This is a genomic window from Amycolatopsis sp. NBC_00438 (assembly GCF_036026695.1).
Lineage (GTDB): Bacteria > Actinomycetota > Actinomycetes > Mycobacteriales > Pseudonocardiaceae > Amycolatopsis.
In genome coordinates this window covers 1,497,393-1,509,393 of sequence record NZ_CP107923.1, presented here as the reverse complement: position 1 = coordinate 1,509,393, position 12,001 = coordinate 1,497,393, and the positions used below count along the sequence as shown (strand labels likewise).

Below are 12,001 nucleotides of genomic sequence, written 5' to 3'. Positions count from 1 at the left end.
GCCGCGTTCCCGACACTTCTGCGCAAGCGATGCCGTTCAGCGGAGACCGGCCGCCCGCAGGCCGGAGGCGCCATGTCCGATCAACTCGCGAGTTCCCACCCGGCCACCGCCTCGGCGAGTGGCCGCCGGCCGGGAACGGCCCAGCTGCTGATCCTGTTGTCCGCCAGCTGTTCGTCGGTGCTCGGCGCCGTGCTCATCGCGCCGGTGCTGCCCCGGTTGCAGGACGCTTTCGCCGGGGTGCCCGGCGCCGCGGTCCTCGCGCCGGTGGTGCTCACGGTTCCCGCGCTGCTGATCGGGCTCACCGCGCCGTTCGCGGGCCTGATCGTCGACAAGGTCGACCGCAAACGGCTGCTGCTGATCGCCTTGGTGTGTTACGCGATCACCGGCACCGCGCCGCTGTACCTGCCGACCCTGCCGGCGATCCTGGTCAGCCGCGTCCTGGTCGGCGTGTGCGAGGCGGCGATCATGACCTGTGCCACGACGCTGATCGGGGACTACTGGTCCGGGGCGCGCCGCAGCCGCTACCTGAGCCTGCAGACGCTCGTCGCGTCGTTGTCCGCGACGGTGTTCCTGGCCCTCGGTGGCGCGTTGGGCGCGCACAGCTGGCGGACGCCGTTCTGGGTGTACGCCGTCGCGCTCGTTCTGGTCCCGCTGACCGCCAAGCTCATCTGGCAGCCGGGCGGGAAGGCCACCACCGGCCGGCGTCTGGCGCCGCTGCCGTGGCGTGCCCTGCTGACGCCGTGCCTGGTCACTTTCGTCGGCGGCATCGTGTTCTACACCCTGATCGTGGAACTGTCCTTTGTGCTCACCGAAGCCGGACTCGGCTCGACGGCGGCGATCGGCGGCATCAGCGCCCTGATGTCCGTGGCCACCGCCGCCGGGTGCGTCGTCTTCGCCCGGCTGTCCCACCGGACACCGCGAGCGCTGCTGCCGGTGGAGTTCGGGCTGTCGGCGATCGGCTTCGCGCTCGTGTTCGCGACCGGTTCGGTCCCGGTGATCGCCGCCGGCGCCGCCGTCGCCGGGTTCGGCACCGGCATGCTCCTGCCCACGCTGCTGACCTGGGCGGTGAACGGACTGGACTTCGAGCAGCGCGGCCGGGGCACCGGCGTGTGGACCGCGGCGCTGTTCATCGGCGAGTTCCTGTGCCCGCTGCTGATCGCCGCGATCGGCGCGGGCGCCGGCGGCCTGCGCCCGGCCATCGGCGTGCTCGGTCTCGCCGCCGCGGCCATGGCCGTGCTCTGCGTGTTCACCATCCGGCGGCACAACCCCCGGCTCGACGTCACCACCGACTGACCGGAAGAGCACCGGCGCCGGCGCTGTCGAACGACGGTCCGGTGTCTCCCGTCGTAGGCTCGGTTGGCGGCAGACGGTCGTCGAGGAACGTCCCCGTCAAGCTGGGCGCGGTGGTCGAGCCGATGTCGGCGGCCACCACGCGGCGCGGATCAGCGAGACGTCGTCGAGCCGTCGGAGACCCGCCGCAAGTCCATCGAGGCGCTGGGCGCGCGGAGGCTCGACCCGGTCACCGAGGACGTCCCGCCCTGAAGCTGCTGGTCGACCGACCGCGTGACGACGCACGGCAGAGGGGTGCGGCCGCCGGCCGCACCCCTCACCGAGGACGCTGTTACTTCGGGTCGAGCACGAACACGGGAATCTGCCGGTCGGTCTTCGTCTGGTACTCGGCGTACGACGGGTAGGCCGCGACCGAGCGTTCCCACCACTCGGCCCGCTCGGCCCCCTCGACCTCGCGCGCCACGTAGGTCTTCGTCACGGTCCCGTCCTGCAGCGGGAACTCCGGGTGCGCCTTGATGTTGTGGTACCAGACCGGGTGCTCCGGAGCGCCGCCCTTGGACGCCACCACCGCGTAGCTGCCGGCGTGCTCCACCCGCATCACCGGGGTGTAGCGCAGCTTGCCGGACTTCGCGCCGCGCAGCGTCAGCAGCACGACCGGCGACCCGAGCACCTCGATCCCCTCGGTGGTCCCGGTCTCCAGGATCGTCTTGGTCTGGTCCTGCACCCACTCGGTGGGACTGAATTCTGCGGTTTCGTCGGACATGCCCATGATCAACACTCCGGGTCCGGATCTCATTCCCGCCCGGTGTCACTTCAGGCGGCGGATCGAGTGCCCTCCACGTAGGCCGAGAGCCCCGCGGTGCCGAACTCGCGGCCGATGCCGCTCTGCTTGATGCCGCCGAACGGCATCCGCAGGTCCAGCGAGTCACCCCGGTCGTCCGGCAGGCGCCGGCACTTCGCGCTGCCGCGGGTGCGGCACGAGCCGGGAAACTACTGCGGGCGCGGTAACACCCACTCGTTCGACCCTCACCACCGCACGGCTCTGGGCCACGGCGGCCGGCGCGATCATCGGCGGCCGGGGGCTCGTTCGCAGCATTCGCCGTTCCACCGACGACGGGCGGAAGGGAGCCGTGGTGGCGTTGGCGACGGGGCTGATCGCCGTCGTCGGCGGGGTGGTCGACCTGGCTGTCGCCGACGGTGGTCCCGGCACCGGCAACGGAGTCGTCGGTGGCGCCGCGGCCGTGGTCGCCGGTCTCATGGCCGGCGTCCTCGGCGGTCTGACGCCGGCCCGCTCCGGCGGCTCGCGGGCCTCCTCACGCTGATCGGCTGCGGGAACGCGCCTTCAGCACCACGGCCCGGCCGATCAGCCCGACGGCGAACATCACCACGCCGGCCAGGACCGACTGCCAGGGCAGCGCCGCCACCAGCACCAGGCACCCCACGACACCGAGCAGGTTGAGCCACCGGGGCCAGCGGCGCTGCTCGCGGGGCTGGGTGAACGCCGCGGCGTTCGCGATGGCGTAGTAGATCAGCACACCGAACGAAGAAAAGCCGATCACGCCACGCAAGTCGACGGTGAGCACCAGGACGCCGACGACGGCCGCGAGCGCGATCTCGGCGTGGTGCGGGACCTGGTAACGAGCATGGACGGAAGCCAGCCAGCCGGGCAGATCGCGGTGGCGGGCCATGGCCAGACTGGTGCGGCCGATACCCGCGATCAGGGCCAGCAGCGCACCGAGCGCGGCCAATGCCGCACCGACTCGCACCACCGGGCTCAGGCCGCCGACTCCGGCGGCCTGGACCGCGGCGGTCAGCGGTGCGGTGGTCGCGGCGAGCCGCTGCGGACCGGCGGCCAGCAACACCGTCACGGCCACCACCGCGTAGACCGCCACGGTGATGAACAAGGCGATCGGGATGGCGCGGGGGATCGTGCGTCGCGGGTCGCGGACCTCTTCACCCATCGTGGCGATCCGCGCGTAGCCGGCGAAGGCGAAGAACAACAACCCGGCCGCCTGGAGGATGCCGTAGACACCGCCCGAGCCCACGCTCGCCCAGCCGCCCAGGTTCGCCGCGCCGGTACGGCCGCCGACGACGATCCCGAGCACGACCGCGGCCAGCGCGGTCAGGCTGGTGGCCACGAGAATCCGGGTCAGCAGCGCCGTCTTGGTCACCCCGCGGTAGTTCAGCGCGGCCAACCCGGACACGCCGGCCACCGCGACCGCCCGCTGCGCCCACCACGGCCCGGGAACGGCGTAGGTGGCGAAGGTGAGCGCCATCGCCGCGCACGAGGCCGTCTTGCCGGCCACGAACCCCCACCCGGCGGTGAACCCCCACCAGTCCCCGAGCCGTTCCCGCCCGTAGACGTAGGTTCCGCCCGAGGTCGGGTACGCCGCCGCCAGCTGCGCGGACGCGGTGGCGTTGCAGTAGGCGATCACCGCGGCGATCGCCAAGCCGATCAGCAGGCCGGCACCGGCCGCGCGGGCGGCGGGACCGAACGCCGCGAACACCCCGGCGCCGATCATCGAGCCCAGCCCGATGACGACCGCGTCACCGGTACCCAGCCGCCGCGCCAGCACACCTGGGCTGTCGGATCGCGGTGCGGACACCGCCCACCTCCCGGTATTCCATCAAACTGTTTTGATGTATCCTCGCGGCATGGCGTCATCAGGTCAAGCCGCCCCGTCGTTCGTGCGCGCGGCCGCCCACCCGCTGCGGTGGCGGTTGCTGACCGAGCTCGCCGGGAGCGACTACCGGGTCCGCGAACTGACCGCGCGGACCGAGCAGCCGCAGAACCTGGTCTCCTACCACCTGCGCCTGCTGCGCGACGAAGGACTGGTCACCGCACGGCGCAGCACCTTCGACGCCCGCGACAGCTACTACCACCTGGACCTGGGCCGCTGCGCCCACGCGCTGACGACCGCGGGCGCGACCCTGCACCCCGCGCTGCACCTCGGTCCGCCGGCAGCGCCTTCCCAGTGGCCGGAGGGGGTTCGGGTGCTGTTCGCGTGCACCGGGAACAGCGCCCGCTCCCCGATCGCCGAAGCCCTGCTGCGCCACCACAGCGAAGGCCGGATCGAGGTGACCAGTGCCGGCAGCAACCCCAAGCCGCACCTCCACCCCCACGCCGTCCGGGTGCTGCGCGACGAGTTCGGCATCGACGTCGCAGACCAGTGTCCCCGGCACCTGGACACGCTGGCCGGCCGCCGGTTCGACCACGTGATCACCTTGTGCGACAAGGTCCGCGAGGTCTGCCCCGACTTCGGCGACGATCCCCGGCCGGCCCATTGGAGCGTCCCCGACCCAGCCGCTGGCCGGGGCACCTACCCGGACTTTGCCCGCATCGCCGCCGAGATCGACACCCGGGTCCGCCACCTGCTGCCCGTGCTCGCCGCCACCACACCTCCGAAGGCCTGACCCATGACCGCACCCGAGCAGCTCGCGAGCGTCCGCTACGTCGTCGACGACGTCCAGGCCGCCGTCGACTTCTACACCACCCACCTCGGCTTCAGCCTGCGGATGAGCGCCGCCCCGGCCTTCGCCGACGTCGTCCGCGGCCCGCTGCGCCTGCTGCTGTCCGGCCCGGCCAGCTCCGGCGCCCGCGCCACACCCGCCGACGCGGCCACCGCCGGCCGCAACCGCATCCACCTCGTCGTCGACGACCTCGACGACGAGATCGGCCGGCTCCGCACCGCGGGACTGTCCTTCCGCGGCGAGCTGATCACGGGTCCGGGCGGACGGCAGATCCTGCTCACCGATCCCGCCGGCAACCTCGTCGAGCTGTTCCAGCCCGCTCGCTGACCGCCTCGCCTCGCGCCGCGTCGGCGACACGGACGTGATCGATCGGCCGTGTCCCGCTGGCCGGCGCCACCGCGCGCGTGCACCCACCGGGTGAAAGCCGGCCGCGTGGGACAGGTCGGAAACATGAGCAATGAACGCAAGCCCGGACAAGACAGCCTATATGTTCACGCTAACATTCAACAAACATGAGAAATGTTCGCGATAACGCCCCTGCTGTGGCACAGTGTGCCCGGCCCGGCACTCCCCGGCCGCTCAGGAATCAGCAGAAGGGTCCGTCATGCGCAGAACCCTCGCCGCCTTCACCGCGGTCGTGATCGGCTCTTCGGTGCTTGCCGGAACCTCCGGAATCGCGGAAGCCACGGGCGCCGACTCCGGCACGCTCTCCGTTCTGTCCTACAACGTCGCCGGTCTGCCCGAAGGGCTCTCGAGCGCGCCTACGCCACGCGCGTCGAGCACCACCGCCATCGGCGGCCGGCTCGGGCCCTACGACCTCGTCCACGTTCAGGAAGACTTCAACTACCACGCCAATCTCTACGCCGCCGACAACCATCCCCACCGGACACCCACCAGTGGTGGCGCGGGGATCGGCAGCGGCCTGAACACCCTGTCGTCCCCGCCCTACGACACCGACGACTTCGAACGCGTCCACTGGAACTCCTGCCAGCTCGACTCCGGCGACTGCCTGACGCCCAAGGGATTCACCTTCATGCGGCTGCGGCTGGCCGAAGGCGTCTACGTCGACGTTTACAACGTGCACACCAACGCCGGCACCTCCCCCGGTGACCTGGCCTCCCGCGCGGACAACCTCAGCCAGCTCTCGTCCTTCATCTCCACCCATTCGGCCGGCAACGCCGTGCTGGTCATGGGCGACACCAACACCCGCTACACCCGCGCGGCGGACACGATCCGCGACTTCGCCTCCCGCAACGGACTGACCGACGCGTGGGTCCAGCTCCAGCGGGGTGGCCTGCCCCCGGCCGCCGGGAGCGACGCCCTGGTGTGTGACGAAAGCGCGGTCACCAACGACTGCGAAGTCGTCGACAAGGTGCTCTACCGCGGCAACCGGCTCTTGGATCTGAACGCGACGTCCTACAACAACGAACACGCGAAGTTCCTCGACCCGGCCGGCGCCATGCTTTCCGACCACGACCCGATCACCGTCCGGTTCAGCTGGACCCGCAACCCCGCCTACCAGCTCTCCGACCAGTTCGGCGGCCCGCACGGCGACTACTTCACCGACCTCGACCGGGTTGCCCCGGGAACGCGCGCGACCACGCTGGGGCTCCGCGCCGGTTCCCGGGTCGACCAGGTGGGACTCACCCTCGCCGACGGCACGGTCCTGAGCCGCGGAGGCAGCGGCGGGACCATGAGGACACTGACGCTGGCCGCAGGCGAATACGCCGTTTCCGCGTACCTGTGCCGAGGAATCTACAACGGTCACAGCCGGATCTTCTACGCCCGCTTCACCACCAGCGCCGGCAACACCCTCGCCGGTGGCACGACGACGTCGGACTGCACCACCTACACCGCACCGGCCGGCCGGCAGATCGCCGGCTTCCACGGCCGCGCCGGCAGTGAGGTCGACAAGCTGGGCTTGATCTTCACCGCACGCTGACGATCTCGGCGCGCGGAGCCGAGGTCACGACCAATCCCCCGTGACGTCGGCGAACGGCACCCGCGATCACCCGGCAGGTCCGGTTGGGCGATTGACCCGAGACCGCAGAGCCGCCTAACTTGCAGCCGACCTCGTCCAGCTTCAACCGCGGCAACGCGTTCCGGAGTCGTCAACCCCCGAGATGCACTGAGGTGCGACAAGTGCCAAGACTCTCGACCACGCAGAACTCCACCCTGGGGGTGATCGCCCCGAGATCCCAGCTCTACGGACCGCTCTCCGCGCTCTCCGCCGTGGAAGAAGCGGCACGCACCAACGGCTTCGGCACGATCATTGCCACCGTCGTGCCCAGCACGCGCAACTCCTTCGCCGATGCTGTCCTGCGCTTGAGCTCCGCACGCCTCGACGGAATCGTGATCATCGACCCACGCCCGCCCACCGGCAAGCCGTCGATCGCCGTCCCCGCGTCCATACCCGTCGTCCTGGTCGGCGGCAGCGCCGACGCGGCGGAGTCCCGCGTCTTCTTCGACCAGCACGAAGGCGCCCGGATGGCCACCGAGCACCTCCTGCGTCTCGGGCACCACACCGTCTGGCACGTCAGCGGTCCGGAACACTGCCTGGAATCGCACGCTCGCGAGCGAGGGTGGCGGGACACCCTCGAAGAGCACGGGGCGCACCAGCCACCCCCGCTCCGCGGCGACTGGAGCTCCCGCTCCGGCTACGCCGCGGGCTCGCTGCTCGTGCACGAGCCCGACGTCGACGCGGTCTTCGTGGCCAACGACCAGATGGCGTTCGGCGTGCTCCACGCGTTCACCGAAGCCGGCATCGCGGTACCGCGGGACGTCCGCGTCGTGGGCTTCGACGACGTGCCCGAGGCCGCCTACACCACGCCGTCGCTGAGTACCGTCCGCCAGGACTTCGCGGAACTGGGCAGGCGAGCAGTTCACGCACTGGTGTCGAGGATCGGCGGCGGTTCCGCCGAACAACTCCGCCTGGTGCCGCGGTTCCTCGTCCGCGAAAGCACCTTGCCACCCTGACCACCGCCCTCCGAACCAGCCGGGACAGGGCGCCCTTGTCGGCCGCGATCGTTCCGGGCGAGTCGGCCGCGCCCGTGATTCCCCTGGGCTACTGGCAGATCGCCGCCGGCATCGGCCGGACCGGCGCTCCCCCGCAGGCGAACTGGTTGCGCTCATCCACGACTTCCGCGCGGAACCAGAACATCCGCACGCATTCGTCGAGTAGCGGTCCGGCCGCACCCGGAGAGGTTCCGCCGGACGAAAGCTGAAGCCCTGGGGCCCCGCACCAGCCGTCAGCCGGTTGTCCCCTTCACCGGGTGACGGCCGTGCAAGGTGTCCGAGGGCAGGACGCCGAACTTGCGGCGGTAGGCGGTCGAGAACCGGCCGGCGTGCAGGAAGCCCCAGCGAGTGGCGACCGCGGCGATCGTCGTGCCGCCGGGGTCGGCCACCCCGAGTTCGTCGTGTACCCGGGTCAGGCGGACATCCCGCAGGTAGGCCATCGGCGGCAGCGCGAACCAGCGCTGGAACCCTTCCTGCAGTGCCCGGACGCTGACCGAGACTTCCCGGGCCAAGGTGCTCGAAGTCCACGGCAGCCCCGGGTCGTCTTCGATCAGCTCCACGGCCCGGCGCAGCGCCCTGGGCGGCGCCGGGGCCGCCGGCGCGTGCAGGTGGTCGCTGTAGTTGTTCGGCTGGGCCAGCAGCAGACCGGCGATCGCCAGGCTCTGCAGGTGCGCGGCCGCCGCGGGGTGGTGCGTGATCCCGCCCGGCCGGCCCGCCTCCCGCTCCAGCAGAGCCAGCACCTCGAGCCACGACCGCGCCGCCGGGGTGTCCAGGTCCATCGCGGTGGTGAAGCGCAGCCGCTCGCCCAGTGGCCGCCCGATCTGGCGCTCCAGCTCCAGTTCCAGCTCGTGGCGGTCGATCATGAGGCAGAGCTGGGCGCACGCGGCTCCCCACCGCATGTCGGCCGGGTAGCCCGGCACGAACACGGCGGCCCGTCCGGGTCCGGTGAACACCGGTTCCGACGAGCCGCAGCGCTGCTCGGAACGTCCGGCGACCGGGATGTTGACGTGGTAGTTGCCGGCGTCGACCGTGCCGAGCCGGACCGGGCTCCCGTAGCGCAGGTAGCCTGCGGTCACCGCGCCCACCCGGACCGCGTTGAGCCGCATGTCCAAGTCGATCTCACGGTCCAGCACCTCGAGCCGATGAGGCAGGTACGTCCGGGTCACCGCCTCGTGCGCCTCGTCGACGTCCATCGCGCGAGCGACCGGATTCCCGGGCAGCAGCTCCGTCTGAGGCAAGCCCGTCACCAGCCGAACAGTAATCGTCCCGTCACGCTCACGCCAACGCGGTCACCGGACAGAGTGCCGCGCGAATCGGCTGTGCCGGAGCGGTGCCGGGCACTTCACTGGAGCGGCTGGGGAGCTACCGCGGGGGAGAGACGTGCAGGTGATGGACCAGGGCCCGTCGATGACGCAGTCCGTGCGGGTCGAGCCGTTGGACCACGTGCGGCCGGGAGCCTGTCTGCTGCGCCCACGCGGTCCGTTCCACGCGCGGAGCGGGATCGAGCTGATGGCCGTCATCGACGGGCAGCGAGCGCACGCCCTCGACCTGCTGATCCTCGACCTGACCGAACCGGTCGCCTTCGGTCCGGTGGCCCTGCAGATCGTCGTGCAGATCGCGACGGAACTCCGCCGCGTCGACGTCGGGCTGCGGCTGGTCGGCTCGGAACAGGCCGTCGGCTCGCCCTTGACCGTGGCCGGCGTGCGGTCCCTGTTCACCCTGCACGGCACGGTCGGCGAAGCCCTCGGAGCCCGGTGACCGCTCGGTCGGCTCCGCCACTTCCGGCTTCCTCGGCGCGCTGGCGGCAGCGTGGCCTGGGTAAGGTGTCAAGGTCGGGCATCCGCTCTCGTGCGGAGCAGGCCCGGCCGGCACTTGAAACCACAGGTGCGCCCGCACCAGGTGGCGGCATCGTGGCCGCCGAGTCCCGAGAAAGCAGATCGATGTCCCGACCCCGCGACCGGGCGCTCGGCGACGACCAGCCGCCGGCCGCCTCGATCGAAGCGGACCTGCGGTCGTTGTTCGGCCAGTCGCCCGCGGTCTTCGCGTCGCTGGCCGGCCCGGACCACGTGCTGGAAGCCGCGAACCCCGCGTTCTTCGACGCGGTCGCCCGGGCCGACGTCACTTCACTGGGCGTGCCGCTCGGCCGGGCGCTGCCGGAGCTCGCCGGACAGGGCTTCCTCTCGCTGCTGGACCGGGTGTACCGGACCGGCGAGCCGGCCACCGGACGGGATGCCCGGGTGCTGCTGGGGCCCGGGCCGGACGCCCGGGAAGCCTTCTTCGACTTCACCTACGAACCCCGCCGCGACGCGTCCGGAGCCGTGACGGGCGTGCGCGTCATCGGAGTCGAGACCACGCAGGCCAAGCACGCCCAGCGGCTCACCGCCGAGCACCGCGCCCTCCTCGAGCAGATCGCCCGCCAAGCGCCCCTGGAGCGGATCCTGGACGGAATGGCCAGGGCGATCGAAGAGCTCGCGCCCGACGTGCTGGTTTCGGTACTGCTCGCCGATCCCGACGGGCGTCACCTGCGCCACGGCGCGGCGCCCAGCCTGCCGAAGTTCTACAACAACGCCATCGACGGCATCGCCACCGGCGAAGGCGTCGGCTCGTGCGGTACCGCCGCGCACCGCCGCCGGCCGGTCATCGTCACCGACATCGCGAACGACCCGTTCTGGGACGATTTCCGCGAACTCGCCGGCCGCGCCGGGCTGGCGGCGTGCTGGTCGACACCGATCCTGGGCCGGGACGAACGACTGCTGGGCACGTTCGCGATGTACCACCGCGCGCCGCGCTCACCCCAGGACGCCGACTTCGCGCTGACCCGGCTCTTCGCCGACACCGCCGCACTCGCGATCGAACGCCACCACGTCGAACTCGCCCGGCAAGCCGCCGAAGCCAAGGAAAAAGCGGCCCGGCAGGACCTCGCGTTCCTGCTGTCGGCGAGCACCGCGCTCTCGGCGGACCTCGACCACGTGCAGGCCCTGCAGCGGCTGGCGGAGCTGTGCGTACCCGGGCTCGCGCCGCTCTGCACCGTCGACATCGTCGAGGACGGCCGGGTGCGCCGGGCCGGCAGCGCCGGCGCGAACGCCCGCGCCACCGGTCTCCTGGACGGCCACCGGCCGGCCCCGCGCACCGACAGCGCACTGGGCCGGGTGCTCGCCTCCGGGATGACCGAAGTGGCCCGGCAGCCGCCCCTGACCCCCGGTCCGTGGCGCGAACTGGGGGTCACGGGCTATCTGTGCGTCCCGCTCACCGAACGCGGCCAGACCTTCGGCGTCCTCACGCTGCTGAGCACCGGCGAAGGCGGGTTCGACGGTCACACCGTTTCCCTCGCCGAAGAGGTCGCCTTGCGGGCCGCGTCCGCCGCCCGCAACGCGCGCCAGTACAGCCAGCGCGTCACCCTGGCCCGCGACCTGCAGGCGGGCCTGCTGTTGCCCGACCTGCCGGCGGTCCCCGGTGCCGAGCTCGCGACCTTTTACCACCCCGCCGGCGAGGGCCTGGACATCGGCGGCGACTTCTACGACGTGTTCCCCCTCGACGACCGGACGTGGGCGTTCATGCTCGGCGACGTCTGCGGCCGGGGTGCCAAGGCCGCGACGACCACGGCACTGGTCCGGCACACCGCCCGCGCTGTCGCGCCGCTGCTGGGAGATCCGGTCGCGATCCTGCAAGCCGTCGACCGCGCCCTCAGCAACCGCCCGGACGCCCACGGCACCGACTTCGTGACGATGGTCTACGGCCACCTGACCCCGGGCGACGACGGCCTCGCCATCGACCTGCTCCGCGCCGGCCACAACTTGCCGCTGGTGCTCGACTCCGCCCACCGCGCGCACGAACTCGACATCCCGGGCAAGCTCCTCGGCCTGGGCGGCAACCCCCGTCTCGAGAAGCGCCACCTCGTCTTGAAGCCGGACGAAAGCCTCGTGCTGCTCACCGACGGATTCGTCGAGACCCGCAACCCCCAAGGCGAACAGTTCGGCGACGACCGGCTGCTGGACGCGGTCACCTCCACCCCCGCCCGGCCGGGTGCCCACGACGTCCTGGACGCCGTCACCGCGGCAGTTCGTGCCTTCGCCCAAGCAGAAACCGGGACCGACGACCAGGCGGCGCTCGTCATCACGGCCAGACCGGCCTTCACCGCCGGCGACCGGGGCCCGGCCGGCCCCGGCCGCCGATCTGTCAGGCCCTGAGCGAATCCCCTTCCACGGGCAGCCCGGCCATGCCGCGG

The 12,001-nt window shown here is 71.7% G+C and carries 11 protein-coding genes and 1 pseudogene; 8 read left to right on the top strand and 4 right to left on the bottom strand.

The genetic code is table 11. The annotated features are described in order from the left end of the window. The first annotated feature begins 72 nt into the window (after positions 1 to 72). Entirely contained in the window at positions 73 to 1,293 is a 1,221-nt protein-coding gene (locus OG494_RS07230; protein ID WP_328453188.1) for an MFS transporter, read from the top strand. A gap of 328 nt (positions 1,294 to 1,621) precedes the next feature. Here the strand turns inward: OG494_RS07230 and OG494_RS07225 are convergent, their stop codons facing one another. Further along, complete coding sequence (locus tag OG494_RS07225; RefSeq protein WP_328453186.1) at positions 1,622 to 2,053, bottom strand: nitroreductase family deazaflavin-dependent oxidoreductase; 432 nt, start codon at positions 2,051 to 2,053, stop codon at positions 1,622 to 1,624. A gap of 50 nt (positions 2,054 to 2,103) precedes the next feature. Next, on the bottom strand, positions 2,104 to 2,199 hold the full coding sequence (locus OG494_RS07220) for an aldehyde dehydrogenase family protein (RefSeq protein ID WP_328453184.1): 96 nt from the start codon (positions 2,197 to 2,199) through the stop codon (positions 2,104 to 2,106). 137 nt (positions 2,200 to 2,336) lie between these two features. Between OG494_RS07220 and OG494_RS07215 the strand changes: the two are divergent. Beyond that, positions 2,337 to 2,612 (top strand): annotated as a pseudogene (locus OG494_RS07215) (DUF6223 family protein); the annotation flags it as partial. On the opposite strand, the gene OG494_RS07210 reads toward OG494_RS07215, so the two are convergent. After that, a complete protein-coding gene (locus tag OG494_RS07210) occupies positions 2,604 to 3,896 on the bottom strand; it encodes an APC family permease (protein WP_328453182.1) in 1,293 nt (430 codons plus the stop codon). The pseudogene OG494_RS07215 and the gene OG494_RS07210 sit on opposite strands and share 9 nt — an antisense overlap. 49 nt (positions 3,897 to 3,945) lie before the next feature. On the opposite strand from OG494_RS07210, the gene OG494_RS07205 reads away from it, so the two are divergent. The 4 genes from OG494_RS07205 to OG494_RS07190 all read left to right on the top strand — a co-directional run bounded on the left by OG494_RS07205 (position 3,946) and on the right by OG494_RS07190 (position 7,737). Continuing rightward, positions 3,946 to 4,704: an arsenate reductase/protein-tyrosine-phosphatase family protein gene (locus tag OG494_RS07205; RefSeq protein ID WP_328453180.1), complete on the top strand. Its 759-nt coding sequence runs from the start codon at positions 3,946 to 3,948 to the stop codon at positions 4,702 to 4,704. Positions 4,705 to 4,707: 3 nt separating this feature from the next. Further along, positions 4,708 to 5,088, top strand: coding sequence for a VOC family protein (locus tag OG494_RS07200; protein ID WP_328453178.1), 381 nt, complete (start codon positions 4,708 to 4,710; stop codon positions 5,086 to 5,088). 277 nt (positions 5,089 to 5,365) lie between these two features. After that, a complete protein-coding gene (locus OG494_RS07195) occupies positions 5,366 to 6,703 on the top strand; it encodes a jacalin-like lectin (protein WP_328453177.1) in 1,338 nt (445 codons plus the stop codon). Between the two features lie 200 nt (positions 6,704 to 6,903). Then, positions 6,904 to 7,737 carry a substrate-binding domain-containing protein gene (locus tag OG494_RS07190; protein WP_328453175.1) on the top strand — a complete coding sequence of 278 codons (834 nt, stop codon included), beginning with the start codon at positions 6,904 to 6,906 and terminating at the stop codon, positions 7,735 to 7,737. A 272-nt stretch (positions 7,738 to 8,009) separates the two neighbouring features. Here OG494_RS07190 and OG494_RS07185 read toward each other — a convergent pair whose 3' ends face one another. Then, positions 8,010 to 9,023 (bottom strand): AraC family transcriptional regulator, encoded by a 1,014-nt coding sequence (locus tag OG494_RS07185; protein ID WP_328453174.1) that lies wholly within the window; start codon positions 9,021 to 9,023, stop codon positions 8,010 to 8,012. A gap of 142 nt (positions 9,024 to 9,165) precedes the next feature. Here OG494_RS07185 and OG494_RS07180 point away from each other — a divergent pair, with 142 nt between their 5' ends. Then, entirely contained in the window at positions 9,166 to 9,534 is a 369-nt protein-coding gene (locus OG494_RS07180; RefSeq protein WP_328458890.1) for an STAS domain-containing protein, read from the top strand. A 182-nt stretch (positions 9,535 to 9,716) separates the two neighbouring features. Then, entirely contained in the window at positions 9,717 to 11,963 is a 2,247-nt protein-coding gene (locus tag OG494_RS07175; RefSeq protein ID WP_328453172.1) for a SpoIIE family protein phosphatase, read from the top strand. Positions 11,964 to 12,001: the final 38 nt, after the last annotated feature.

Bases quoted from the DNA above. Each gene is read 5' to 3' on its own strand.
- OG494_RS07230 (WP_328453188.1), top strand. From the start codon at position 73: ATGTCCGATCAACTCGCGAGTTCCCACCCGGCCACCGCCTCGGCGAGT.
- OG494_RS07225 (WP_328453186.1), bottom strand. From the start codon at position 2,053: ATGTCCGACGAAACCGCAGAATTCAGTCCCACCGAGTGGGTGCAGGAC.
- OG494_RS07220 (WP_328453184.1), bottom strand. From the start codon at position 2,199: ATGCCGTTCGGCGGCATCAAGCAGAGCGGCATCGGCCGCGAGTTCGGC.
- OG494_RS07205 (WP_328453180.1), top strand. From the start codon at position 3,946: ATGGCGTCATCAGGTCAAGCCGCCCCGTCGTTCGTGCGCGCGGCCGCC.
- OG494_RS07200 (WP_328453178.1), top strand. From the start codon at position 4,708: ATGACCGCACCCGAGCAGCTCGCGAGCGTCCGCTACGTCGTCGACGAC.
- OG494_RS07195 (WP_328453177.1), top strand. From the start codon at position 5,366: ATGCGCAGAACCCTCGCCGCCTTCACCGCGGTCGTGATCGGCTCTTCG.
- OG494_RS07180 (WP_328458890.1), top strand. From the start codon at position 9,166: ATGGACCAGGGCCCGTCGATGACGCAGTCCGTGCGGGTCGAGCCGTTG.
- OG494_RS07175 (WP_328453172.1), top strand. From the start codon at position 9,717: ATGTCCCGACCCCGCGACCGGGCGCTCGGCGACGACCAGCCGCCGGCC.